The organism is Streptomyces sp. KM273126, assembly GCF_004337435.2.
GTDB classification, from domain to species: domain Bacteria; phylum Actinomycetota; class Actinomycetes; order Streptomycetales; family Streptomycetaceae; genus Streptomyces; species Streptomyces acidicola.
The window spans coordinates 705080-730614 of sequence record NZ_SJXB02000002.1 but is presented as its reverse complement, the minus strand read 5'-3'; the positions used below and the strand labels follow the sequence as shown (position 1 = coordinate 730614).

The 25535-nt window shown below is 70.2% G+C and carries 19 protein-coding genes; 2 read left to right on the top strand and 17 right to left on the bottom strand.

Annotation, left to right across the window (positions count from 1 at the left end; translation table 11 throughout):
• Positions 1-121: 121 nt before the first annotated feature.
• Both E0500_RS33825 and E0500_RS33820 read left to right on the top strand, forming a co-directional pair.
• Complete coding sequence (locus E0500_RS33825; RefSeq protein ID WP_131565922.1) at positions 122-931, top strand: pectate lyase; 810 nt, start codon at positions 122-124, stop codon at positions 929-931.
• A gap of 271 nt (positions 932-1202) precedes the next feature.
• Positions 1203-3440: a family 43 glycosylhydrolase gene (locus tag E0500_RS33820; RefSeq protein WP_131565920.1), complete on the top strand. Its 2238-nt coding sequence runs from the start codon at positions 1203-1205 to the stop codon at positions 3438-3440.
• Between the two features lie 13 nt (positions 3441-3453).
• On the opposite strand, the gene E0500_RS33815 is transcribed toward E0500_RS33820, so the two are convergent.
• The 17 genes from E0500_RS33815 to E0500_RS33735 form a co-directional block, all read right to left on the bottom strand.
• Entirely contained in the window at positions 3454-4695 is a 1242-nt protein-coding gene (locus E0500_RS33815; protein WP_131565918.1) for a dienelactone hydrolase family protein, read from the bottom strand.
• Positions 4682-5806, bottom strand: coding sequence for a pectinesterase family protein (locus tag E0500_RS33810; protein WP_131565916.1), 1125 nt, complete (start codon positions 5804-5806; stop codon positions 4682-4684). The genes E0500_RS33815 and E0500_RS33810 overlap by 14 nt, the downstream gene beginning before the upstream one ends.
• 2 nt (positions 5807-5808) lie before the next feature.
• Positions 5809-7098: a polysaccharide lyase family 1 protein gene (locus E0500_RS33805; protein ID WP_131565914.1), complete on the bottom strand. Its 1290-nt coding sequence runs from the start codon at positions 7096-7098 to the stop codon at positions 5809-5811.
• A gap of 63 nt (positions 7099-7161) precedes the next feature.
• Positions 7162-7947, bottom strand: a complete 786-nt coding sequence (locus E0500_RS33800; RefSeq protein ID WP_131565928.1) for a rhamnogalacturonan acetylesterase — start codon at positions 7945-7947, stop codon at positions 7162-7164.
• A 125-nt stretch (positions 7948-8072) separates the two neighbouring features.
• Positions 8073-9425, bottom strand: a complete 1353-nt coding sequence (locus E0500_RS33795; protein ID WP_131565912.1) for a sugar ABC transporter substrate-binding protein — start codon at positions 9423-9425, stop codon at positions 8073-8075.
• A 106-nt stretch (positions 9426-9531) separates the two neighbouring features.
• Entirely contained in the window at positions 9532-10593 is a 1062-nt protein-coding gene (locus tag E0500_RS33790) for a polysaccharide lyase family 1 protein (protein WP_131565910.1), read from the bottom strand.
• Between the two features lie 33 nt (positions 10594-10626).
• Positions 10627-12189 (bottom strand): glycoside hydrolase 43 family protein, encoded by a 1563-nt coding sequence (locus E0500_RS33785; protein ID WP_131565908.1) that lies wholly within the window; start codon positions 12187-12189, stop codon positions 10627-10629.
• Positions 12186-13031, bottom strand: coding sequence for a PmoA family protein (locus E0500_RS33780; RefSeq protein WP_131565906.1), 846 nt, complete (start codon positions 13029-13031; stop codon positions 12186-12188). The genes E0500_RS33785 and E0500_RS33780 overlap by 4 nt, the downstream gene beginning before the upstream one ends.
• Positions 13028-14215, bottom strand: a complete 1188-nt coding sequence (locus tag E0500_RS33775) for a Gfo/Idh/MocA family protein (RefSeq protein ID WP_131565904.1) — start codon at positions 14213-14215, stop codon at positions 13028-13030. Before E0500_RS33775 ends, E0500_RS33780 begins: the two co-directional genes overlap by 4 nt.
• Complete coding sequence (locus tag E0500_RS33770) at positions 14212-15543, bottom strand: polysaccharide lyase family 1 protein (protein ID WP_131565902.1); 1332 nt, start codon at positions 15541-15543, stop codon at positions 14212-14214. Before E0500_RS33770 ends, E0500_RS33775 begins: the two co-directional genes overlap by 4 nt.
• On the bottom strand, positions 15540-16445 hold the full coding sequence (locus E0500_RS33765) for a carbohydrate ABC transporter permease (protein WP_131565900.1): 906 nt from the start codon (positions 16443-16445) through the stop codon (positions 15540-15542). Before E0500_RS33765 ends, E0500_RS33770 begins: the two co-directional genes overlap by 4 nt.
• On the bottom strand, positions 16442-17377 hold the full coding sequence (locus E0500_RS33760) for a carbohydrate ABC transporter permease (protein WP_131565899.1): 936 nt from the start codon (positions 17375-17377) through the stop codon (positions 16442-16444). Before E0500_RS33760 ends, E0500_RS33765 begins: the two co-directional genes overlap by 4 nt.
• 262 nt (positions 17378-17639) lie before the next feature.
• Positions 17640-19421, bottom strand: coding sequence for an L-arabinonate dehydratase (gene araD, locus E0500_RS33755; protein WP_258573705.1), 1782 nt, complete (start codon positions 19419-19421; stop codon positions 17640-17642).
• Positions 19418-20329: a dihydrodipicolinate synthase family protein gene (locus E0500_RS33750; RefSeq protein ID WP_131565897.1), complete on the bottom strand. Its 912-nt coding sequence runs from the start codon at positions 20327-20329 to the stop codon at positions 19418-19420. The genes araD and E0500_RS33750 overlap by 4 nt, the downstream gene beginning before the upstream one ends.
• Entirely contained in the window at positions 20326-20982 is a 657-nt protein-coding gene (locus E0500_RS33745; RefSeq protein WP_131565895.1) for a GntR family transcriptional regulator, read from the bottom strand. The genes E0500_RS33750 and E0500_RS33745 overlap by 4 nt, the downstream gene beginning before the upstream one ends.
• A gap of 226 nt (positions 20983-21208) precedes the next feature.
• On the bottom strand, positions 21209-24790 hold the full coding sequence (locus tag E0500_RS33740) for a tetratricopeptide repeat protein (RefSeq protein WP_181587320.1): 3582 nt from the start codon (positions 24788-24790) through the stop codon (positions 21209-21211).
• Positions 24791-24859: 69 nt separating this feature from the next.
• On the bottom strand, positions 24860-25450 hold the full coding sequence (locus tag E0500_RS33735; RefSeq protein ID WP_131570682.1) for a TIGR03086 family metal-binding protein: 591 nt from the start codon (positions 25448-25450) through the stop codon (positions 24860-24862).
• Positions 25451-25535: the final 85 nt, after the last annotated feature.

Here is a 25535-nt window from a genome sequence, read left to right as displayed (position 1 = left end):
CATCCTTCTGACCCGCACGTGCAGCCGGCCGGAAAAGCCTCCGGCACCCGGCAACCCTTTCCCACCCGGTGGCGACCAGCAGTCGCAAGCAGCTCTGATCCCCCCACCGAAGGAACGGGACATGACTTCACGTACGGAGCACCGCGTGCACCACCACCGCCGCCGAGCGTTGAGGCAGCGCGCCCTCCTCGGCGGCCTCGGCGCGCTGGCGCTGACCGGCACCGCCATCGTCAGCAGCTCCATGCTGTCCACCGCGAGCGCGGCCAGCTGGCCGACCCCCACCTCCAGCCAGCCCGTGTCCTCGACCATCTCCGTGTCCGGCGTCAGGGACGGCGGCATGGTGCGGTACTACGGCAGCGGCGACCTGGCGGGCGACGGCCAGGAAGAGGGCCAGGACCCGATCTTCAAGCTCGCGGCCGGCGCGACGCTGAAGAACGTGATCATCGGCGCGCCCGGCGCCGACGGCATCCACTGCGATGGCAACTGCACCCTGCAGAACGTGTGGTGGGAGGACGTCGGCGAGGACGCCGCGACCTTCCGCGGCGGGAGCACCTACACGGTGACCGGCGGCGGCGCCAAGAAGGCCGCCGACAAGGTCTTCCAGCACAACGGGCCCGGCACCCTGAACATCTCCAACTTCGCCGTCAGCGAGTTCAAGACGCTGTACCGCTCCTGCGGCGACTGCTCCACGCAGTACACGCGCAAGGTCAACCTCAGCAATATCGAGGTGACCGGAACGGGTTCCACCGCGCGGCTCGTCGGCATCAACGTCAACCGCAACGACGTCGCCACGCTGCGCGGCATCACGATCCTCAACGACTCCAGCCGCAAGGTCGTCCCCTGCCAGAAGTACAACAACAACGACGCGGTCGGCACCGGTCCGGACAGCACCAACTGCCTCTACTCGTCGTCCGACATCACGTACAGGTAATCGATCGCACGGAGCAGTACCCCCCGCCGGTGACGACCGGCGGGGGCTCGGTCTTCCCGCGGCGGCGAAGCGGGCCGGAGGGGCCGCTCCGGCCCGCTTCTGTTCCCTGGTCGCCGCCGCCACCGGAAAAGGTTGCCGTGGTCCAGACGAAAGCGATCGAAAGTTTCGCTCGGGTGCGTCACGCGCACACCGATTGACGCGCCGTTCCCCGCTGGTGAAACTCCAGGAGCCGTTATCCAACAGAAATCACCAGACTCACACAGGATGTGTCATGCGTCCCACCGCCCGTACGCTCCTGCTCCCCCTCCTGGCGCTCTTCCTGAGCCTGCTGGCCGCGCCACCGGGGTCGGCCCAGTCCACGGCACAGCCCTCGGCAGGCGCCTCGAAACCATCGGAACGGTCCGTGAAGAAACCCACGTACGCCGGCTATCTCTTCGCCTACTTCACCGGTGAGGGCACCTCGGACGGCGAGCAGATCCGTTACGCCCTCAGCCGTGGCAACGACCCGCTGCACTGGCGGGAGCTGAACCGCGGCAAACCGGTCCTCACCTCCACCATCGGCGAGAAGGGCCTGCGCGACCCGTTCGTGATCCGCTCCCCCGAGGGCGACAGGTTCTACATGATCGCGACCGATCTGCGCATGTACCAGAACAGCAGCGGCAGTTGGGACCAGGTCCAGAGACACGGCAGCAAGTCGATCATGGTCTGGGAGTCCACGGACCTGGTGAACTGGACCGACCAGCGCCTGGTGAAGGTCTCCCCGGACAACGCGGGCAACACCTGGGCGCCCGAGGCCTACTGGGACGACAGCCTCGGTGCGTACGTCGTCTTCTGGGCGTCGAAGCTGTACGCCGACGACGACCCGGACCACACGGGCTCGACGTACAACAAGATGCTGTACGCGACGACCAAGGACTTCCGCACGTTCAGCGAGCCGAAGGTGTGGGACGACCCCGGCTACTCGGTCATCGACTCGACGGTCGTCAAGCACGAGGGCACGTACTACCGCTACACCAAGGACGAGCGGGACCCCACGTCCTCCAACCCGTGCTCGAAGTTCATCACCGCGGAGAAGTCGTCCTCGCTCACCGACACCTCGTACGACTTCGTCTCGGACTGCATCGGCAGCGGTTCCATCGACCGCGGTGAGGGCCCGACGGTGTTCAAGTCCAACACCGAGGAGAAGTGGTACCTGTTCATCGACGAGTACGGCGGCCGCGGCTACGTCCCGTTCGAGACCACCGACCTCGACTCGGGCAAGTGGACCATGTCGGAGAACTACCAGCTGCCCGCCAGCCCGCGGCACGGCACGGTGATGCCGGTGACGCAGGAGGAGTACGACCGGCTGCTGGCCGCGTACCCGGCGAGTCCCACGTCGGTCGTGGACGCGACGGTGAAGGACCAGAAGGGGTACGCGGTCGTCAGCGAGGACACGTCGAAGGTCGTCCTGCCCATGGAGCCGGACGCCGGTCTCAAGCGGCTCGCGCCGAAGCTGTGGCTGGGCGAGGGCGCGACGGTGAGCCCGAAGTCCGGTACGAGCCGCGACTTCCGCAGGCCCCAGACGTACACGGTCACGGCGGCGGACGGCACGAAACGCACCTGGACCGTCGAGGCGGTGCCGACCCGCAGCCCGGTCCTGCCCGGCCTCTACGCCGACCCCGACGTCACGTACATGGACGGCCGCTACTGGATCTACCCGACGACGGACGGCTTCCCCGGCTGGAGCGGCACCCGGTTCAAGGCGTTCTCGTCGAAGGACCTGGTCAACTGGACGGACCACGGAGTGATCCTCGACCTGGGACCCGACGTGTCCTGGGCCGACAGGAACGCCTGGGCCCCGGCGATCGCCGAGCGGGACGGCAAGTACTACTTCTACTTCTGCGCCGAGCAGCAGATCGGTGTGGCGGTGGCCGACTCCCCCGCCGGCCCCTTCAAGGACGCGCTCGGCAAGCCCCTGGTCGCCAAGGGCGGGTCGCTGCAGGGCCAGATGATCGACCCGGCGGTCTTCACCGACGACGACGGGCAGTCGTACCTGTACTGGGGCAACGGACGCGGCTATGTCGTGCCGCTGAACGACGACATGGTGTCGTTCGACGCGAGCAAGGTGCAGGACATCACCCCGGACAACTTCCGGGAGGGCTCCTTCGTGGTCAAGCGCAAGGGCACCTACTACTTCATGTGGTCCGAGGACGACACGCGCAGCGAGAACTACCACGTGGCGTACGCGACGGGGCCGACCCCGCTCGGCCCGTGGACCAAGCAGGGCACGATCCTGTCCAAGCGCCCCGAGTACGGCATCCTCGCCACGGGCCACCACTCGGTGGTCAACGCCCCCGGCACGGACGACTGGTACATGGTGTACCACCGGTTCGCGCTGAACGGCCCCGGCAAGCCGGGCGGGGACGGCACGCACCGGGAGACGACGATCGACCGTATGGAGTTCGCGGCCGACGGCACGATTGAGCCGGTGGTGCCGACCCTGGAGTCGATCAGGCCGGTGAGGCGCTGAGCGGCTTAGTAGTTCACAGGACGGAGTCGAGCCAGGCGAAGACCTCGTCCTGCATACGGTCGGCGAAGACATGACCGAGGTCCGGCCAGACCTTGGTGTGCAACCGCTCCCCGGCGTGACGTGAGCGCCAGACGGCGCCCAGCTTCTCGTACGCGACCCGGACTCCCTCAGCGGTGAACAGGGAGTCCTGGGCGCCGTGGAAGAAGAGCATCGGCCGGGGGGCGGCGATGCTCGCCACGTCGGGGAAGTCGAGGTGCCGGGCGAGCCCGGGGTGCAACATGTGGTAGGCGGACTGGCCGCGCAGGATGTTGTTGCCGGGCACCATGACCTCCTTCAGCCCGGTCATCCAGCACACGCTCGCAGCAGCGGCGACGTCGTCGCTGAGCGCGGCGGTCTGCCATGCGCGGAAAGCGCCCATGGAGAACCCGACGGCCGCGACCCGCCGCCGGTCCACCCGGTCCAGCCCGGCCAGGAAGGCGGCGGCGCGCGCGTCCTCCCTGGCCATGAGTCCGGCGAGCGACGAGCCCAGGTTGAAGAAGTTGCTGGCGAGTGCCTGCTGCTGCTCGTAGGTGATCGGTCCCCGGTCACCCCAGCCGAGGGCGTCCAGGGCGAGGACGACGTACCCGCGCCTGGCCAGCTCGTCACCGACGAACCGGCCGCTGAAGCAGCGGTCGGCCCACGCCTGCGCGGAGGCGAGCCGAACCTCGCCGTCGCCCCAGGGCCGGACCAGCTTCTCCTTCCCGATGTCGAACTTCGAGCCGTGGTCGTGGAGCAGCAGCACGGCCGGGAACGGTCCGGTGCCGTGCGGGGTGAGGAGGGCGCCGCGGACGCGCTCGTGGCGGGTGAGGGCGAGGGTGACCGACTCCCTGGTGTAGCCGTCGGCTTCGGCACGTTCCGCGAACTCGGGCGCGTACGGCGTGCCGTCGTCCGGCCCGACGAACAGGTGCTCCTCGACCTTCGCTCGGGCCGCGCGCCGCCAGGCCCGGAAGTCCCGGATCGGGGAGGTGCCCCAGGCGAGCGGGAAGCGCAGCTCCTCCTTGAGCTGGGGGTGGAAGCCGGGCAGTGTGCCCTCCACGACGCCCGACTCCGCGACGCCCGACTCCGCCGCGGCGGCGCTCCCCGCTCCGATTCCGGCTCCGGCTCCGGCTGCCGCTCCGGCTCCGGCTCCGGCTCCGGCTCCGGCTCCGGCGAAGAGCGCCGCCGCCCCGGTTCCCACCACGAACGCCCGCCGCCCCACCCGGTCATGGGCACTCATACGGCCTCCAGTCCCCGAGGTACGTCTCCCGGGTGTGCGACTCGGCCTCGGCGGAGCCCAGTTGGGGCCGGTTCTCGGGAACGGAGATCACCGCTCCGGGTCCGGTGTTGCGGTACTCGGCGAACCGCTGGTCCTGCCAGGGGTAGCCGGAGGACATGGTGGTGTAGGGCGCCACCGCGTCGATGCCGGCACCGAGGCGGGTCTCGCGCACGGTCAGCATGGGCCGGGCGGTGGTGTCGGAGCTGGGTACCCACGGGCGGGCCAGCTTGTAGTAGCCGTCCGGCGCCTCACTGGTGACACGGCTCCCGGTCACCAGGTAGCCGCGCGGGTTGGCGACCGCTGTGGACGGCGCGAACACGAATCCGTAGGGAGCCCCGGTCAGGTCCGTGCGGATCAGGGTGCGGAAGTGGCAGCGCTCGAAGACGGCGGTGGCCCGTCCGAAGACGAAGTCCACGTCGCCCTCGGCGTAACAGTCCCGGAAGTACTGGCGGGAATACGTGCCGAGCGCCATCGAGTCGGCGTACAGCGTGTCCTGGTGCCCGAGGAACCGGCACCGCTCGAACGCCGAGCGGTCCCCCTGCACCTTGATGGCGACGGCCTGGGTGCCGGTGATCCCGGGGTGCTCGGCGCGGAGCCAGTCGTTGGCGAAGGTGATGTCCCGCGCGGTGAACCCGTCGGCCTGGACGAGGGTGGTCGCCGATCCGGTGGTGCCGTAGGTGCCGCCGCCGGGCTTCGGGGTGCCGGCGGCGTTGTCGTACACGACCACGACGTCCCGGGCGTCGCCGGAGGCACCGATCCAGGTCATCTCCGTGCTCGCGGCGCTCACCGCGACCGTCTCACGGTACGTACCCGGCGCGATGACCAGGGTGTATCCGCTGCCTGCGGCCGCGGTCACGGCGGCCTGGACGGTGGTGTGGTCGCCGAGCCCGCCGGGGTGGACGTACAGGGTCCGCTCGGTCGGCCGCGCCGACGGCGACCCGTACCGCCCGAAAGGAGAGCGCCCGAAGGGAGAGCGCCCGCCGGCGTGGGCGTTTCCGTCGGCCCCGAGGGCGAGTGCGGCCCCGACGCTCGCGACCACGAACGACCGTCTGCCGACTACTGGTGTGTCCATGCTCAGCAGACCTTTCCGGCACCCGCGCGCTGCCCGACGATCCCGGGCACGGCCCGCGGCGAGTCGACCTTCGTACGCAGCGTCGGCGTCCACCCGGCGCCGGACTGGAGGGTCTCCTCCGGAATCTCGGCGTTGTGGACCGCGATGAGATCCGTCAGTTTCCCGTTGACGTAGTTGTTCTCGGCGGTGAGCGGCGCCTCGCTCCACTTCTTCAGGGTCTTGGCGGCGCTGACTCCGGCGGGGAGGGAGATGGCGTTGTCCGTGGCGTACAGCTGCGAGGAGGCGCCGATGCCGAAGGTGTAGCCGAACTTCTGGCCCGCGGTCACCACGTAGTGGTTGTTGTACGTGTCGACCTGCCCGAACCGAACGCGTGGCGCGCGCTCGACGATGCCCTCGAAGCGGTTGTGGTGCAGCGTGACCTTGAGCTTGCCCGAGTCGGTGGAGGCGGCGCCGTCACTGTTGCCGATCAGCATCGTCTTGTCGTGGTCCTTGAAGGAGTTCCAGGACACCGTCACGTGGTTGGCGCCGCGCACGATGTCGACCAGGCCGTCGTGCTGCTGGTAGACCTTGCCGAAGTACGACGGCAGGGAGCTGTCCGGGTAGCGGCCGTCGCTGAGCGTGTTGTGGTCGATCCACACGTGGGTGGAGCCGTAGACGACCACGCCGTCGTACTCGGAGTTCCAGGCGCCGGTCTTGTTGTCGTCCGTCGGGTCCCACTGCGGGAAGCAGTCGACCGGGGCCTCGATGGTGAGGTTGCGGAGGATGACGTTGTCGACGCCCTTGATCTGGAGGCTGCCGCCGAGAATGCCCGAGTCCTTCCCGACACCGACGATGGTGGTGTTGGCGGGGACGTTCGCCTTGATGGCCTGGTCCTGGCCGGCGGCGGACGCGGCCCGCAGGTCCTCCTGCTCGCCGCTGACCGGGGTGTCGTGGCCCCAGACGGCCGGGTCGTAGTCGGCGAGGTACTGCTGGAAGTCGTACCCCTCGGCCTCGAACGCGTCACAGCCCTCGGACACGGCGTCGATCATCCCCTTGACCTTGATGATCTTCGGGGCGTCCCCGCCGTCCTTGAGCGCGGCTCTGAACTCGTCCCAGGTGGTGACGGTGTAGACGTGTGCGGCGTCCGCGGCCGAGCCACCGGTGGTGCCGGTGCCCTCGGAGGCCCACCCGTCGCCCGCGGCGAGGGTCTCGCGGCCGAGGTCGCGGTCCTGGGCGTGGGCGGGTGTACCGGTGACGGCGAGGACGAGCGCGGTGCAGGTAATGACGTGGGCATGCCAGACACGGGGGGTCATGTGTGCGGTTCCTTTCAAGAACGAGGGGCGGAGGGGCTGTGCACGGCCTTCCGAGCGGAGCGGTTACGCCTCGGGCCAGCTGATCCAGGAGTCCGGGATCTCGTCGTCCAGCCGACGCACGTCCCGGTGCGCGAGCACGCGCACGGGCCGCGCACACCGGGCCCCGTCGACGTACTGACGCAGATGGTCCTGGTACGTCGTCAAGGGCTCGGTTTGACGCCCTCTCCTGCCCGAGGGCAGGAGATTCCGGTCCGCACCGCTACGCGGTACCACCATGGGTTCCTGTTTCACAGGCCACCGCCGACCGGTGAAGGTCGGTCTTACACGGCCTCCGCAGGCCTGACTTCCCGCCCGTCCGGCGGTAGGTCCCACAACTCCGTTGTCGGACAAAGCGATCTTAGCCATGCCACCGCGCCCCTCCCGGCCGCTACGGGCAGGTTGCCCTACACCTCCACTCTGAAGGGTGGAGCACTGGGCAAGCGTTCGGTAGCGGGCGGGATCCTCGGCCTTGGAGTCGTTGTGCCCGAACTGGACCAGGAGGAGGTCGCCGGGCCGGATCGCGCCGAGGACGGCGTCCAGTCGTCCCTCGTCGACGAAGCTCTTCGAACTCCGGCCGTTCACCGCGTGGTTGGCGACGACCACGTCCTTGCTCAGGAAGAAGGGGAGCGCCAGGCCCCAGCCGGTCTCGGGGGCGGCGTCGGCGTACTTCTGGGCGGCGGTGGAGTCGCCGGCGATGTAGACCGTCCGGACGCGCCGGGAGCCGGCCGCGGCCGCGTGGGGCGTCGCCGCGACGGAGAGGGGAACAGCGGCGAGCGCCGCGGTGGTGACCTGTCTGCGGGTGAGTGACACGGGGGGTGCCTTTCTCAACAGGCGTACTGAAGGCAGGGAGGGGTCCAGTGGTGCCTTTCACATGGGGCGGGGTGCCCCGCGCCCCTTCAGCGACAAAGTCCTTCAGGGGCGCGGGGTCCGGAGGGCTACTGACCCTTCTGCTCGTTCCACTCGGCCTGAGCCGTGTTCAGCTGGTCGGCCAGCGTGTCCAGGAAGTCCTTCGCGCTCATGGACCCGTTCATGACCTTCTGGAAGTTCGGCTCGTTGTCCGTCTTGGAGATCGTGTTCCAGTCCGGCAGGTAGTACGGCAGCTGCACGATCGTCGTGGAACCGTCGGACAGCGCATCGGCGGCCAGCTTCGTCGGCTCGGCCTTGATGATCCACTCGTCGTTCGCGGCCTCGGTGTTCGCCGGGACCTGGCCCGCGGACTCGTTGAACTTGGAGCTCTCCGCCTTCGAGCTGGCGAACTCGATGAACTTCCAGGCGGCCTCCTTGTTCTTGGAGGCCTTGAACACTCCGAGCCCGTCGATCGGGTTGGAGACCTGCACCCGCTTCCCGCCGGGCCCGATCGGCTGCGGGATGCCCCGGAACTTGTCGGTGCCGAGCGCCTTCACATGGTCCTGGTAGGAGCCGAGGTTGTGGTTCAGCATCCCGATCGTGCCGGAGTCCCACTGGGCGACCATCTTGGTGAAGTCGTTGTTGAGGTCGGCCGCCGGGGTGACCTTCTTGTAGAGGTCGACGTACTTCTCCAGGGCCGCCACGTTCTTCGGGTCGTTGACGGTGGTCTTCTCACCGCCGGCGTCCCAGAACGAGGTGATGCCGGTCTGCCCGTACATCGCGTCCAGGGCCTGGGCGATGGAGCCGGCGCCACCGCGGATGGTGTAGCCGAACTCGTTCTTGCCCTTGTCGGTGAGCTTCTCCGCGGCCTCGTAGAACTTGGGCCAGGTGGTCGGCTCGTCCAGGCCCGCCTTCTCGAACAGGTCGGTGCGGTAGTAGAGGACGCCGTTGTTGGCGGACGTCGGGATCGAGTACAGGTGCTTGTCGTCGCCGCCCGCGGCCTGCAACGACTTGACCATGTCCTTGTTGATCTTGCCGTCGAGGGACGACTTGGAGAGACGGTCCTCCAGCGGCTCCAGCGCGTTCTGGGCGGCGAAACCGGCGATCATCGCCGCGCCGACGCCCCCGACGTCCGGCAGGCCGCCGCCCTGGAGGGCGGTGTCGACCTTGGACTGGTACTCGGTGGCCGCGATCCCGACGTACTTGACCTTGATGTCCGGGTTCGCCTTCGCGAAGTCGGCGATGATCTCCTTCCAGATGTCGGTGCGGACACCGCCGTTGTTGTCCCAGAAGACGATCTCGCCCTTGCCGCTGCCCTCGGCGCCCTTGTCGCCGCCCGCGCCGCTGCCGTCGTCACCGCAGGCGGTGGCGGTCAGGGCGAGGGCGGATCCCAGGGCGACGGCCACGGCGGCACGCCTGCTTCTGCGAATGCTGATCTTCATTGAACGGCTCTCTTCTTCTGGATCCAACGAGGGTTTGCTGTGAAGTTGTGGGGGCTCTGGGGCTGTCGAGCGGGCTCAGCCGCGTCCGTGCGGCCGGCCGGCTCGTTCACGCGGTGTGCGTACCGAGCTGCTTCTGGGGTCCGGAGAAGCGGGTGACCAGGGCGGGGACGGCGGCGGCCGGGTCGAGCCGGTAGGCGTAGAAGTCCTTCGGGTCGAAGGCGGCACCCCACTCGTCCTGTCGGCCCGTCGTGTTCTTGAGGATCGACCCGCGCTGCACCAACTCGGCGGTGGCGTCGGCCTGGTAGGGGTGCTGCACGCCGTCGTAGTAGCTGTTCTCGATGACCATCTTCGTCCGGCCGCGCGACCAGTTGCCGTACGTCCACACGGGGTCGCCGTCCGCGAGCTGCGCCGACATGTAGTTGTTGTAGAGGTGGGCGTAGGCGCAGTTGTCGGCGGACGGGTTGCGCTGCTTGGTGTTGCGGAACCAGTTGTGGTCGATGGTGATCTGCGTCTTCACGTTCGGGGTCCAGCCGATGCCGAACGTCTTGTTGCTGTCCGTGAACTGGTTGTAGGAGACGGTGATGTACTCGCTGTCCTTGCGGATGTCGAGCTGGCCGTCGCAGATCCGTGAGAAGCGGTTGTGGTCGACCCAGACGTGGTGCACGGAATCCATCTGGATGCCGTCGAAGTCGGTGTCCTTGCAGTCCCAGTCGCCCTCGATCGCGGAGTCCCGGATGGTCAGATTCCGGATGATCACGTTGTGGGTACCCGGGGTGAGGTGGAACTCGCCCTGAACGAGCTCCCCCTCGGTACCGACTCCGATGATGGTCTTGTCCGAGGCGACGACGACGTTCGCTCCGAAGGGCTCGGCCTTGATCGTGCCGGCGACCCGGATGACGTACGGCTCCTCGGCGGCCGCGTACTTCTCCAGCGACGCCTGGTCGGTGACGGTCACCACCTTGCCGGCCGCGCCGCCGGTGGTACCGCCGTCGAGGGAGGCGAAACCGTGTGCCGTGTCGCTCCAGAGGTTCACGGTCGGTGCGGCACTGGCCTCCCCGACCGCGCCGAGGCCCAGCGCGGCCACGAGGCCGATCACGGTGGCCAGGACCTTGCCCTGGCCCGGTCCGCGCTCGGATCTCGGCTGGTGCTTGCCATGGAGGTGCGTCATCGCGGCTCCCAACAGGCGTACGGGTGGGGTGGGTTACGAGGGGGTGATCCGGAACTGTGTGAACGTGGCCGCCCCGGCGTGTCCCCCGCCGGTGGGCGCGACCGCGAACAGGCCGAGCAGGGCGCCGACCCAGCGCCAGGGGGTGGCGGCGAAGACCTGACCCGAGGGCTGGAAGCCACGGCTGTCCCCGACGTCGTACGAGAAGCGGCAGCGCGCCCCGGCGCCGATCTCGATCCGCAAGCGGGCCCGTCCCCCGGGAGCCGGCCGCGGGTGGGCGGCGTCCCGTTCCCGCTCGGCGACCGACTCGCCGAACCGGTGCACGAGCTGGGCGCTCCCGTCCGCGCCCCGCTGGAGCCCGATCCAGGTGAACGCGTCGCCGAGGACGGCGAGCCCGGCCCCGGCGCCCTCCTCCTCGCTGTCGAGCCGGAGTTCGACCTGCACGGTCGCCGGGGTGCCGGGCAACCGCTGGGTGAGCACGTTCGGCAGTTTGCGCAGGTCGTGCGCGTCGGCCGTCCGTACGCAGGTCAGCCGCAGCCCGTCGCCGGAGTGCTGGGTGGCCCAGCCGTCCTGGGGGTTGGCGGTCCACTGCCACTGGCGTCCGAAACGGCCGCCGGGGAAGTCGTCGTCGGTGGCGGGCGCGGCGGGCGGCTGCGGCGGCAGGGCGGGCTTGCGGTGCACCGCGACCGGGGTTCCCTCGTCACCCATCACCGGCCACCCGTCCGTACCCCAGCGCATGGGCTGAAGGTGCACGACCCTGCCGTACGCGCCCCGCTGCTGGAAGTGCAGGAACCAGTCCTCGCCGGCCTGCGTGCGCACCCAGCCGCCCTGGTGGGGACCGTTCACATCGGTGTCGCCCTGCTCCAGGACGATCCGCTCCTCGTACGGGCCGAAGAAGCCGCGGGAGCGGAAGGCGCCCTGCCAGCCGGTCTCCACGCTCCCCGCGGGGGCGAAGATCCAGAACCACCCGTCGTGCCGGTACAGCTTGGGCCCTTCGAGCGTGAACCAGCCCGGAAGCCGGTCCCCGTCGACGATCACCTTGCCCTCGTCGAGCAGGCTGGTGCCGTCGGGCTGCATCCGGTGCCCGGTGAGCCGGTTCTTGATCCCGGAGCGGGACCTGGCCCAGGCGTGCACCAGATACGCCTCGCCGGTCTCGTCGTCCCACAGGGGGCAGGCGTCGATGAGTCCCTTGCCCGCCTTCACCAGGTGCGGGCGGGTCCAGGGGCCGCGGATCTCGGGGGCGTTGACCTGGAAGACGCCTTGGTCGGGGTCGCCCCAGAAGATCCAGAACCGGTCGTCGTGGTACCGCAGGGAGGGCGCCCACACCCCGCAGTCGTGCCGTGGGGTGCGGAACCCGGCCCCGGGCTCCAGGCGCGTCAGGGCGTGCCCGACCAGCGTCCAGTTGACCAGGTCCCGGGAGTGCAGCAGCGGCAGGCCGGGGGCGCGGCCGAAGCTGGACGCGGTGAGGTAGTAGTCGTCGCCGACGCGGCAGACATCGGGGTCGGACCAGTCGGCGCCCAGGACCGGGTTGCGGTAGGTGCCGTCACCGAGGTCGGCGCTGAAGGCGGGCGCGCCGCCGGTGGCCGAGGGGGTGCTCACTGGCTCACCGCCTTCCGGACCAGCGCCGCCGCCTCGATCCGGGGGAGGACGCCGTCGGCGACGACGGTCACGATCCGCCGTACGACGGTCTCGCCCGGCTCGATCGGCACCCGCTCGTCGTGCGCGAGGGAGGAGCCCACTCCCGGGTACTCCTCGGTGCGCACGAACCACGGGTCCTCGCGGGTCTGCTCGGTGGCCCCGGCGAAGACCAGTGTCCAGGTGGAGCCCGCGAGGGCGAGCCAGTCGGCGCGGGTGCCGTGAATCTCCGGCTCACCCTCGCTGTCCAGGGTGAACACCCGTGGCGCGACGGCCTCCTTGCGGGCGCGCCAGAAGAAGCCGCCATAGGCCGCGCCGGGCCGTCCGTTGGTGGCGGGGCTGCCGATCGACAGCGGGCCCGGGGTGGTGTTGGTGAGCGAGAACGTGAAGTCCAGCGCCCAGGCGGAGTCGGTGAGTTCGGTGGCCGCGACCGTACGGCGCTCGCGCAGCAGCTCGCCTCCGGCCGCCACCCAGCGCAGCTCCTCGACGAAGCCGTCGGGGTCGCTGAGCTGGAAGGCGGCGTGCCGCTGCGAGCCGTGGTTGTCGAGCTCGGTCGGGCCCCGGTCGCGGACGAAGGTGCGTCCGCCCCAGAAGTTGTGCCCCTCGACGTCGGGAACGGCGACACCGACGCCGAGGTGGTGCAGGTGATCGGCCGGGCTGAGCTCGGTGACGGCCGTACCGGACAGGGTGGTGACCGGGTGCAGATAGGGGCGTGGGGAGAGTCTGGTGGGCAGCTCCGGCCGGGTGGTGTAGCGGCCGACCGGGCGGCCCGCGATGCGCAGGACCAGCGAGTCGTTGTTCGTCATGTGCTCACCTCTTTCGCTGAAGCTGTGGGGAGGGCCCAGGGGGCGCCCAGCTCGGAGTAGAGGGCGAGGGTGTCGGCGGCCGAGGCGACCAGGCCGTCGATGCCGTGGACGACGCGGCGGTTCTCCTCCGGCACGAGGTGCCAGGCGTCGGCGGGCAGCGGAGTCGGGTCGGGCGCCTGTCGAACCGCTTCGACGACCTTCATGAAGGCGCCCGTCGCGTCGGGTGTGACCAGCAGTTCGGTGCCGTCGGTGAGATGCGCGGCGAGGTTCTCCAGCAGGTCCGTGCGGCCGTACTCGATCTCCTCGGGCCCGTGCCCGGCCCGCTGGACGAGCACGCGGTCCTGCTTGTACCAGAAGGTGATCCGGCCGCTGGTGCCGTGCACGAGGACATACGGTTCGCCCGGGTGCTCGGCGCACAAGGTGGCGGCCACGGTGACGCGACCGTTGCCGGCCGTGGTGATCCGTACACACGAGGTGTCGTCGGACTCGATGTCGTTGGCGCGCAACAGCTCGGTCTCGATGCCGGTGACGTCCTCGGCGTGCGTGGCTCCGGCGAGCGCGAGCCCGGTGGCGACGGCGTGGGCGAGCGGGTTGGTGAGGGCACCGTCGATGACGTCGACCCCGTTCAGGCGCCGCTTGCCCGCCCAGGCGGCGCGCCGGTAGTACGCCTCCGCGCGCGCCCACGCCCCGGCCCCGCCGATACCGACCACCTCGCCGAGCGCGCCCTTCGCGACCAGCTCGCGGATGGCGGGCACGGCGTGCGAGCCCAGCGACTGGAAGCCGATCTGGCAGGCCACCCCGGCCGCGGCGACCCCGTCGGCCATGCGGCGGAACTCGGCGTACGACGGCGCCGGGGGCTTCTCCAGCAGGAGGTGGACGCCCCGCCGGGCCGCGGTGAGCGCGAGGTCGGTGTGAGTGGGGATGGGTGTGCAGATCACGGCGATCGCGGCACCCGTGGAGTCGAGCAGCGCGCCGAAGTCGCCGGACTGCTCGGGCGTGCCCAGGCCGTCCAGCTCCTCGGGGGCAAGCGGCGTCAGCTCGCAGACACCGGCGAGCCGGACGATCCCCTTGTCCTGCAGGCGGCGGATATTGGCCAGGTGCCAGCGGCCGTGGCCCCGGGCGCCGGCCAGGACGACGGGCAGGGGGGTGGCGCCGGAGCGCTCCGAGGCCGTCGTGGTGGTCATCGGATCCTCCCGGCGCCCGCACCCTGGGCGACCTCGCGGTCCGCCTGCCGGGCGCTGTCGATCTCGCCGTGCAGCGTGGGTGTCCAGCCGACGCCGGGCGTCAGGTCGCGTTCGCCGCCGGAGTTGTACGCGTTGTAGATGGTCAGCAGGTCGACGGGGAAGCCGTTGAAGAGGGTGCCGGTGGCGTGGAAGGCGGTGCCGTTCCAGCTCTTCACGAGGTCGGCGGCCTCGATGTGGCCGGGGGTGGTGAAGGCGTTGTTCTCGGCGTACACGGCCGACTCGGTGGAGATGCCGAGCGAGTACCGGTAGTCGTGCGCGTCCTCGGGAACGACGTAGCGGTTGTTGTAGACGTGCACCTGCCCGAAGCGGACGCGCGGCGCACGCTGCACGACGCCCTCGAACTCGTTGTGGTGCAGGGTGACGCGCAGCTTGCCGCGGTCGCCGGTGGCCGTGTCGCCGTTGCCGATGAGCATCGCCTTGTCGTGGTCGGCGAACCGGCTCCAGGACACCGTCACCAGGTCGGACTCGTTGGTGATGTCGAGCAGGCCGTCGTGGCGCAGGTAGTTGCGGCCGAAGTAGGTGGGCTCGTCCTCGTCCGGGTGGCCCTTGTCGGACAGCGTGACGTGGTCGACCCACACATGGGTGGCGCCGCGCAGCCAGATGTTGTCGTACGCGGTCTTCCAGTCGCCGAGGCCACCGGTGTTGGGCTGCCAGACAGGGAAGCAGTCGTAGGCGTCGCGGAGTTCGAGGTTGCGGATGATCACGTTGTCCGCGCCCCTGAGCTGGAGGCTGGCGCCTTTCAGCAGCGCCCTGTCGCCCAGCCCCACGATGGTGGTGTTGGACCCGACGGCCAGCTCGACCCGTTCCGCCTGCCGGGCGGCCGACGCCTGCCGGGCCTCTTCCTGGGGGCCGCTCGGCTTGGCGGAGCCCCAGGTGCGCGGGTCGTACGCGGCGAGGTACTTCTTCGGGTCGTAGCCGTCGGTCGCGTAGTCGTCGCAGTTCAGCGTGTCGCCGCCGTCTGTCGTGTTGGCGTCGATGGTGCCCGCGATCCGGATGATCTTCGGGGTCGCGCTGCCTCCGTCGAGCGCCCGGACCAGCTCGCTGCGGCTGCGTACGGTGTGGACATGGGTGTCGTCGGCGGTGGAGCCACCCGTGGTACCGCCGTCGGCCGCCGCCCAGCCGTCGTTCGCGGCGAGCGTGTCACGGCTGATGTCGCGGGTCTCCGCCCCAGCGGGGGTGCTGAGGGTGAGGCCCAGCACCCCGGCCACGACGAGCAGCGGGAGGCGCTTCGTGCCCGGAAGTCGTCTCGTGCCGGGAAGTCGCCTCATCCCTTCACCGCCCCCGCGCTGAAGCCGGTGATCAGCCACTTCTGGATGAAGGCGAACACGATCACGACCGGGACCGCGGCGATGATGCCGCCCGCGGCGAGCGCGCCCAGGTCGACGCTGTCGGCGCTGAGCAGGGTGTTCAGGCCGACGGGGATGGTCTGCTTGTCCTGGTTGCTGAGGAACATCAGCGCGAACAGGAAGTGGTTCCAGGAGTGCACGAAGGCGAAGGAGCCGACGGCGATCAGGCCCGGCCGCAGCAGCGGCAGCACGACCACCCGGAAGCCGCTGAACCGGTTGCAGCCGTCGACCCAGGCGGCCTCCTCCAGCGAGTACGGCACGTTTCTGATGAACCCGCTGATCAGGATCATCGACAGCGGCAGCTGGAAGACGGTCTCGGCGATGATGACGCTGCCGAGGGAGTTGATCATCCGCAGCTCGGCGAAGATCTGGAACAGCGGTACGAGAAGCAGCGCGCCCGGCACGAACTGGGAACACAGCAGCGCCAGCATGAACGCGCGCTTGATCCGGAAGTTGAAGCGGGCCAGGGCGTAGCCGCCTGCGAGGGCGACGATCGTGGTCATGAACAGGGTGGCGACGCCCACGAGAACGCTGTTCTGGAAGTAGGTGCCGAAGGCGCGCTCCGTCCACACCTTCTCGAAGTGGTCGAAGGTGATGGGCCACGGCACGAGCGAGGTCGAGCCGGCCGGGCGCAGGGCGAACAGCAGGATCCAGTAGAAGGGGACGATCGTGAAGAGCAGGTAGATCGACAGCGGCAGGTAGATCTGCCAGCGCGGGACCTCGTCCCAGGCGCGCTGGCGCTTCTTCGGCCGGCGCGGGGGCTCCTCGGCCTCGGGGGCGGGGGCCACCGGGGCGTCGCTGATCTCGGCGTCCTTGGTGATCACTTGTCCTCGCCTCCGAACTTGCTCAACCGCAGGTAGACGATCGAGCAGAAGAGCAGAATCACGAACGCGACCGTGGTCAGGGCGGACGCGTAGCCGAAGTTGTGGGCGTCGACGGAGGTGTTGGCGATGTAGAGCGGGAGGGTCGTCGTCGCGCCCGCCGGTCCGCCGCCGGTCAGGGTGTAGAGCAGGTCGACGTTGTTGAACTCCCACACCGCGCGCAGCAGCGTGGACAGGATGATCGCGTCCTTCAGGTGCGGCAGCGTGATGTGCACGAACTGCCGGATGCGGCTGGCGCCGTCGACCTCGGCGGCCTCGTACAGGTCCTTCGAGACGGACTGGAGGTCGGCGAGGATGAGGATCGCGAAGAAGGGCACGCCGCGCCACAGATCGGCGACCACCGCGGCCGGGAAGACGGTCGAGGTGTCGGAGAGCCAGCTGGTGCCGTACTCGCCGATGCCCAGGTCCGCGAGGTAACGGGTGATGCCCGTCTGCGAGTTGTAGAGCAGCACCCAGATCGCGGAGGTCAGCACGCCGGAGACGGCCCACGGTGAGAAGACCATCGCGCGACTCAGCGCCCGGCCCACGAAGCTCTGGTTGACGATCAGCGCGAGCGCCAGGCCGAACAGCAGCTGCAACCCGACCTCGACCACGACCCACTTGGCGCTGAAGACCAGCGTGTCCCAGAACTGGGGGTCCTTCGTGAAGGCGAAGACGAAGTTGTCGAAGCCCGCGAAACCGTTCCGCCAGGGCTTGGTGGGGTTGTAGTGCTGCAGGCTGTAGTAGAAGACGCTGATGACCGGGTAGGCGATGAAGCCGAGCATCAGCAGGGCTGCCGGCGCGATCAGCAGGTACGGGAGCCTGCGCGGCGTGGCCGATCCGCGACGCCGCCGGGGCGGCGCGGGCTGTTTCGCCACGGCTGCGGCTTGGGCCATGACTGTGTCTCCGTTCTCGGGTGTGCGGGTCGAGCCGGTGGTGCGGTGCGCTTCACCGTGTGGCTTGTGGATGTGCCGTGCGGTTTGCGCGTATACCGTTGCGGCTTGTGCCTGCGCCGTGTTGGCAAGCGCTTTCACTTGCGGTGTTCGAGGTCCGGACCGCGAGGAACAGCGGCCCTGATGCGGTGTTGTGGTGCTCCGGTCGTGCGGTGGTCTGGTGGTGCGGTGGTCTGGTGGTGCGGTGGTCTGGTGGTGCGGTGCTTCAGCCCGCGTACGGGTCCGGCACGGTGCCCGGTCGGGCCAGGAAGGCGAAGTCGCAGCCGGTGTCGGCCTGCGTGATCTGCTCGTTGTAGAGCGCGCCGTAGCCGCGCTCGTACCGCTCGGGCGGGGGCGTCCACGCGGCCCTGCGGCGCTGGAGCTCCTCGTCGTCCACGTCGAGGTGGAGGGTGCGCGCCTCGACGTCGAGGGTGATGCTGTCCCCGGTCCGTACGAGCGCGAGCGGCCCGCCGATGTACGACTCGGGCGCGATGTGCAGCACGCACGCGCCGTAGCTCGTGCCGCTCATCCGGGCGTCGGAGATCCGCACCATGTCCCGGACACCCTGCTTCAGCAGGTGGTCGGGGATGGGCAGCATCCCGTACTCGGGCATGCCCGGGCCGCCCTTGGGTCCTGAGTTGCGCAGCACCAGCACGCTGTCGGCGGTGATGCCCAGGGACGGGTCGTTGATGGTCCGCTGCATCGTCCTGTAGTCGTCGAAGACGACCGCGGGACCGGTGTGCCTGAGAAGGTGCGGCTCGGCGGCGATGTGCTTGATGACCGCGCCGTCCGGGCAGAGGTTGCCGCGCAGCACGGCGACCCCGCCCTCCTCCGCGACCGGGTTCTCGCGGGTGCGGATGACGGCGTCGTTGTGGACGAGCGCGCCGTCGAGCTGCTCGCGCATCGTGTCGTACGACACCGTCGGCCGGTCCAGGTGGAGGAGGTCGGTGATCCGGGACAGGAACCCGGGGAGCCCGCCCGCGAAGTGGAAGTCCTCCATCAGGTACGTCTGTCCGCCCGGCCGGACGTTGGCCAGCACCGGCACCGTCCGCGCGATGCGGTCGAAGTCGTCGAGCGTCAGCGGGACTCCGGCGCGGCCGGCCATCGCGATGAGGTGGATGACTGCGTTCGTGGAGCCGCCGAGCCCGAGGACGGTCGTCACCGCGTCCTCGAATGCTTCCGCGGTGAGGATCTCGGACAGCTTCCGGTCCCTGCGGACGAGTTCGACGATCCTGAGGCCGGAGGCGGCGGCCATCCGGTCGTGCCCGGAGTCGACGGCGGGGATGCTCGACGCGCCCGGCACGGTGACCCCGAGCGCCTCGGCCGCGGCCGTGAGCGTGGACGCCGTGCCCATGGTCATGCAGTGACCGGGCGAGCGGGCCAGGCCGCTCTCCAGCTCCTGCATCTCGCAGTCGCCGATGAGCCCGGCGCGCTTGTCGTCCCAGTACTTCCACATGTCGGTGCCGGAGCCGAGGACCTCGTTACGCCAGTGGCCCGGCAGCATGGGTCCGGCGGGTACGAACACGGTGGGCAGGTCGACGGACGCGGCCCCCATGAGCAGGGCGGGCGTGGACTTGTCGCAGCCGCCCATCAGCACGGCCCCGTCCACCGGGTACGACCGCAGCAGTTCCTCGGTCTCCATCGCGAGCATGTTGCGGTAGAGCATCGGGGTCGGCTTCTGGAAGGTCTCGCTCAGCGTCGACACCGGGAACTCCAGCGGGTAGCCGCCGGCCTGCCACACGCCCCGCTTGACCGCCTGCGCGCGATCACGCAGGTGGACATGGCAGGGGTTGATGTCGCTCCAGGTGTTGAGGATCGCGATGACCGGCTTGCCCAGGTGTTCCTCGGGCAGATAGCCGAGCTGGCGGGTGCGGGCCCGGTGGCTGAAGGAGCGCAGTCCGTCCGTGCCGTACCACTGGTGGCTTCTGTACTCCTCGGGGCGCTTCTCGGCGCTCTTCCCAGTGGTCTGCTCGGGGATGTTCTCGGGGCTCTTCTCGGGGTTCGTCATATCGACCACCCGGCGGCGATGGCGGCGACCTCGGCCCGCTCGTCCTCGGGCAGCACCCTGCTCGGCGCCCGGACGTCGCGGCGGCACAGGCCGAGCGATGCGAGAGCCTCCTTGACCACGGTCACGTTGTTGGCGGACGCGCCCGCGGCGCGCAGTTCCTCGAAGCGGCGGATCTGCTCCCACACCTTCATCGCCGCGGGATAGTCGCCGGACCGAAGTGCGTCGAGCATGTTCAGGGAAACGGCCGGGGCGACGTTCACGAGTCCCGAGGTGAAGCCGGTGGCGCCCGCGGAGAAGTACGAGGGCGCGTACGGCTCGGCGAGCCCCGCCACCCACACGAAGCGGTCGAGCCCCGCGTCCCGCGCGAAGGCGGCGAACCGGGCGGCGTCCGGGACGGCGTACTTGACCCCGATGACGTTCGGGCAGGCGTCGGCGAGTTCGGCGAGCCGGGCGCCCGGCAGCGACGCGTTGCGGAGGTACGGCACGACGCCCAGTTCGGGCACGGCCTCGGCGATGGCCCGGTGGTAGTCGACCCAGCCGGTGTCCGACACGTACGGGTGGACGGGCTGGTGGACCATCACCATCTGCGCGCCGGCCTCACGGGCGTGCCGGGCGGAGGCCACGGCGGTGGGCACGTCGTGCCCGACCCCGACGAGGACCACACTTCGGTCGCCTGCCTCGTCCATGGTCAGCTCGGTGACGAGCTGCCGTTCGGCGGGGGTCAGCGCGTAGAACTCACCGGTGTTGCCGTTCGGCGTGAGGGTCCTGACCCCGCCGTCGAGCAGTCGACGCAGCAGGGCCCGGTGGGTGTCCTGGTCGACGGTGCCGTCCTCGGCGAACGGGGTCACCGGGATCGCCACGACGTCGGCCAGGGCCGCCCGTTGGGTCTCGTACGTCACGCTGCTCATTGATGGCCTTCCTCTTCGTGGGCCTCGGGGAAGGCCCGCTGGACGAACGACGCGATGTGCGCGTGGAGGGCGCCGGCCGCCCCGTCGGCGTCGCCGTCGAGGGCGAGCCGCAGGATCTCCCGGTGCTCGGCGGCCTCCCGCTCCCAGGAGGGGTTGGCGGCCCAGGCGACCGCGGAGACGAGCGCGGCCTGGTCCCGCACCTCGTCGAGCATCCGGCCGAGCAGTGGATTGCCGCAGGAGGTGTAGAGGGCACGGTGGAACTCCCGGTTGGCCAGGGAGCGTTCGGCCGTGTCGGCCGCCTGGTCGGAGCGGGCGAGCGCGTCCTGCGCCGCTTGAAGTCCGGCCCCCCGCCGTACGGCCCGCCGCAGGGCTTCCGGCTCCAGGAGCAGCCGGACGTCGTACACCTCGCGTGCCATGTCCGCGTCCACCATGCGCACCGTGACGCCCTTGTACTGGCTCATCACGACGAGTCCTGTCCCGGCCAGGGTCTTGAGCGCCTCGCGCACCGGCGTCTTGGAGACCCCGAACTGCGCGGCGAGCTCGGTCTCCACGAGCGCCTGGCCGGGCGTCAACTTCCCGGTGAGGATGCGGTGTTTGATCCCCTCCAGCACGAACTGCGTGCGGGACGGGATCGGGGTGGGCACAGAGGTCATGCGCGCCTCTCGGATCTCACATATCGCGTCTCATATATGACGTACGAAGTACGACGCGTTGAAGGTAGGAGCGGCCCTGTGTTTCGTCAATGCTTCTCACAGAGGAAGTTGAGATGACGCACGGAGGCAACGCGACAACGAGGCGCTCGCACCGTTTGCCTTCGCGATGGCTGTGCGCCACTGCAACTCACCGCACATGCCGAACCGCGCGTCCGCCCACCTCCCTTCAGGCGGCGGTGCGAGCCTCGACGAGTCGGCGGCACTCCTCTGCCCGGTCGGCTGGCGCGCCGTTCACACCGGAGAGTTCGTCCAGGTAGTGGACCAGGTCCATGACGATGTCGGCGTCCGGACCTCCGTCGAGGAAGGCTTCCGTCGCCTCGGCGACGGTGTCCTCCCTTTCGAGGAGGATCGCCCGGAACAGCTCCGCGAGCCTGATCTCGTCCTCGTCCAGCGACTCGGTCACCCTTGCGAACAGCGCGCTCCACTGGTCCACGCATCCAGCGAGTCCCGACGTCACCGTGTCCAGCATGGCCTTCTCGAACAGGAAGCCGAGATCATCGGGCTCGGACGCGAGAGCCTGCTCCAGGTCATCACGCGCCCGCGCGTACCGGCCCGCCTGCCGGTGAGCCATACCTCGTCCGCCGAGGGCCCACAGGAGGGTCGGGTCGTGATCCAGGGCGGTCGTGAAGTCGTTGACGGCTTCCTCACAGCGGCCGGCCTGCCGGTGGGCCTCCCCGCGTTCCGCGAGGGCCCAGGCGTAGGACGGGTTGAGGTCGAGAGCAGCCGTGAGGTCGGCGACCGCCTCGTCCAGGCGACCGGCCTGTCGATGGACCACTCCGCGTTCTCTGAGGGCCCAGGCGTAGGACGGGCTGCGGTCGAGAGCAGCTGTGAGGTCGGTAAGCGCCTCGTCCAGGCGACCGGCCTGCCGATGAGTCTGACCACGCGTTGCCAGAGCCCAGACCAGGCCGGGATCCAGGGCCAGTGCACCGGTGAAGTCGGCCACGGCCTCGTCGAAGCGATCTGCCTCCCGGTGCGCTTCCCCACGGCGGGCAAGGGCCCAGGTATAGGCGGGGTCGAGAGTCAGCGCCGCCGTGAAGTCGGCTACGGCCTCCTCGAAGCGTCCTGCCTGCCGATGAGCTTCCCCGCGCTCGGCGAGAGCCCAGTCGTACACGGGGTCGAGTTCCATGGCGGCGGACAGATCGGCGACGGCCTCGTCCAGGCGGCCGGCCTCCCGATGAGCCTGACCACGCGACGCGAGGGCCCAGTCCCAGCTGGGGTCCAGTTCCAGCGCACCGGTGAAGTCGGCCACGGCCTCGTCGAAGCGATCTGCCTCCCGGTGCGTCTCGCCACGGTGGGCGAGGGCCCAGGTGTAAGCGGGATTGATGACGAGAGCGGCCGTGAAGTCGGCTATGGCCTCCTCGAAACGGCCGGTCAGCCGATGGGTTTCGCCACGGTGGGCGAGGGCCCAGGCGTACGGGGGATCGAGCTCCGCCGCGGCGGAGAGATCCGCGACGGCCTGGTCATGCCGACCCGCCTGCTGGTGGGCCGCCCCGCGTTCGGCAAGCGCCCAGGCGAGGTCCGGTTTGAGCTGGAGAGCGGCGGTGAAGTCGGCGACGGCCTCGTCGTAGCGGTCGGCGGCCCGGTGGGACCGCCCGCGTTGAGCGAGGGCCCAGGCGTAGGTGGGGTCGAGCTCCAGCGAGGCCGTGAAGTCGGCGACGGACTCGTCGTAGCGACCGGCCTGCTGATGTGCCTCGGCGCGGTAGGAGAGAACCTCTGCGGCGAATTCGGGCTCGCGGTCCAGAGCGGCGGTGAAGTCGTTGACGGCCTCGTCGAAGCGGCCCGCCGCGCGGTGGGCTTCTCCGCGGAAGGTGAGGGCCCAGAAGAGGGTGGGGTCGAGGTCGAGAGCGGCCGTGAGGTCGGCGACGGCCTCGCCGTGGCGGCCTGCCTGCCGGTGGGCCTCCCCACGCTCGGCGAGGGCCCAGGCGTAGGTGGGGTCGAGCTCCAGAGCGGTCGTCAGGTCGCTGACCGCCTGGTCGAGGTTCCCGAGCCAGCAGTGGGCGTCACCACGGTAGCCCCAGGCACGGGCGTTGCCCGGGTCGATCGTGACGGCCCGGTCCAGTTCCGTCACGGCTTCGTCGTCGCGGTCGACGAGATAGAGGTGTCTGCCTCGGTAGGCATACGCCCAGGCACGCGCGGTCGTGTCCAGCCCGCCATGGGTCAACAGGACCGTCAGGGCGGCGAGGCAGGGTTCGCCGTCGGCGACGGCGTGCCGGAGGCGCTCGGCCCAGGAGAGGAGAGCCGGATCGGCAGTGTCGCGGGCCGCCTGTCCCAGCCTGTCGGTCCACTGCTGCAGGATCTCCCTGCCCTCTCCGGCGGCATGGACGGCCTGCCCCAGGGCGGCCGACAGCTGGGCGGAGGGGTGCGCGCACAGCCGGTGGTACGTCTCGTCCAGGTGGTGCCGACGCCACCGGGGGTCGCCCCAGCGCCTGGCTTCGGGCAGGCCCTGTTCGGCTTCGGTGCGCCAGGTGCCGTGGGCGGCCGCCAGCTGGAGGTGGGCCGTGGTCCAGCGCTGGGGGGAACGGGTGCGCTGCTGGCGCACCATGCTCGCCCGCACCACGGCGTGGTACTGCTTGAAGTCGCCGCGACCGCTGACGAACGGCTGCTCGCACAGCCACCCCCACAGCTCCTGCCCCTCCCGCGGCGCGGCGACGGCGAAGATGTCCTCGTTCAGCTGTGGCGCGAGCGCGCACGCCAGCACCGTCTGCTGCTGCCGGTCGTCCCTGATCCCCTCCATGAACCGTGCGACGGCCCTGTCCACCGCGTCCCCGTCGGCGTCGACGTCCTCGGCCGTTCCGGGCCGGGTGAGCGCCAGGAGTTCCACGAACAGCGGCAGCCCCATCGACAGTCGCACGACCGCGTCCACCGCGTCGGGCTCCGTCACCCCTCGTGCGGTCAGCAGCGCCCGCGTCTCCGCCGCGCTGAACACCTCCAGCGGTACGTCCGCCACCATCGCCCGCAGCGGACCCCACTCCCGTTCGGCGAGCTCGTCACGCCCGGCGAGCACCAGCATCACGTTGAGCGGCAGCGGACCGAACGTGTCCGTCAGCAGGTCCCGCAGCCACCCGTCCAGGTACCGTCCGGTCTGCTCCCAGGTGTCGAGGAACAGCACCACCCACGGGTAGCGGCCGCACAGCCGCTCCAGTTCGGAGACGAACGCCCGGTTCACGGCCGCGTCGCCCGCGCGCCCCCGACGGCCCCTGGCCCGGGCGCCGGCCCGGAGCCGGTCCAGCCCCTGGGCCGCGGTGTCCGGGTTCACCATCGCGGTCACCGCCCCGGCCCCCGGGATCAGTGAGGACGCGCCGCCCAGCGCGGCCTGGGTCAGCACCCGGCTCGACACGGATGCTTCGCCTTCCCCCGGCACGGGTTCGGCGGCAGCCTCCTGTTCCCGGCGGTACTGCTCGGCCGCCTTGTCGAACTCCTTGAACGGTCCAGCCTGCTCGGCCAGTTGCCGGGCCAGCTCCGCCAGCGCCTGCTGCACTCCGTGGACGTCGCTCTCGTCCACGACCGCGGTCGCCGCGCCCGCCCGCCGTGCCGCCTCCTGCCACTGGCGCAGCAGCGTGGACTTGCCCACCCCGCCCACACCGCGTACGTGGAACAGGAACTCCGCCGGGTCCTCGGCCGACTCCGGATCCTTCGCCAGGTTCTCCGCGAACAGCGACAACTGCGCCCGCCGGCCGACGAACCGTGCCTGCGTACGCTGCCGGATCAGCTCACCACGCGACCGGCCGCGCCGCCCCGCCCCCGACATGCCCCACCCCCGTCCCGTACTGCCACTCGGCACGCATTCTGCCGTGTGTCACCCGGGAGAGCACCCTGGTCAGGGCCGCCAGTCGGGGGCGCGCCCGCTGAGTCCGATCACCCGGTCGAGGAGCGGCGCGTCGTCCGGTACGGGGACGACCGGGCCGAAGATCCCGCCGCCCCGGCTCGGGTCGTCGGCCGCGGCCAGGAGAAAGCCGTACGCCGCCTCCAGGGCGTGCGGGTCCGGCTCGTACTCCTGGCCCGTGGCGCGGGCGAGGTCCCAACCGTGCACGACGAGTTCGTCGGCCGCGACGGCTCCGGCGACGGCGCCCGGCAGGGGGACCCCGCCCGCTCTGGTCTCACCGGTCCAGGCCGACGGGTCACGCCAGGCCTCGGCCATCTCGTCGAGGACCTTCGGCAGGGTCGTGCGCCAGCCGGGCTCGATGTCCGGCACAGCGGCACCGGGGTTGGTGTCGGTGGTGGGGCCCAGCTCCTTGCGGCCCGCGTCCCGGAACGCGAGGGCCAGCCCGGCCACGTGCCCCAGCAGGTTGCGCACCGGATACTCCGGGCAGGGCGTGACACCCCCGAGTTGCTCGTCGCGTACTTCCTCGGCGAGGCGCGCCACGATCCAGGCCTGCGGGCCGAGGTCGAGAGTCGTGTTGTCGGTCATGCGCATCTCCTCAGGTTCGGTTCCGCAGGGGGCTCTCCGCCCTTCTGGGAGGTAGACCGCCGCCGTACGCGAAACTCATCGCCCG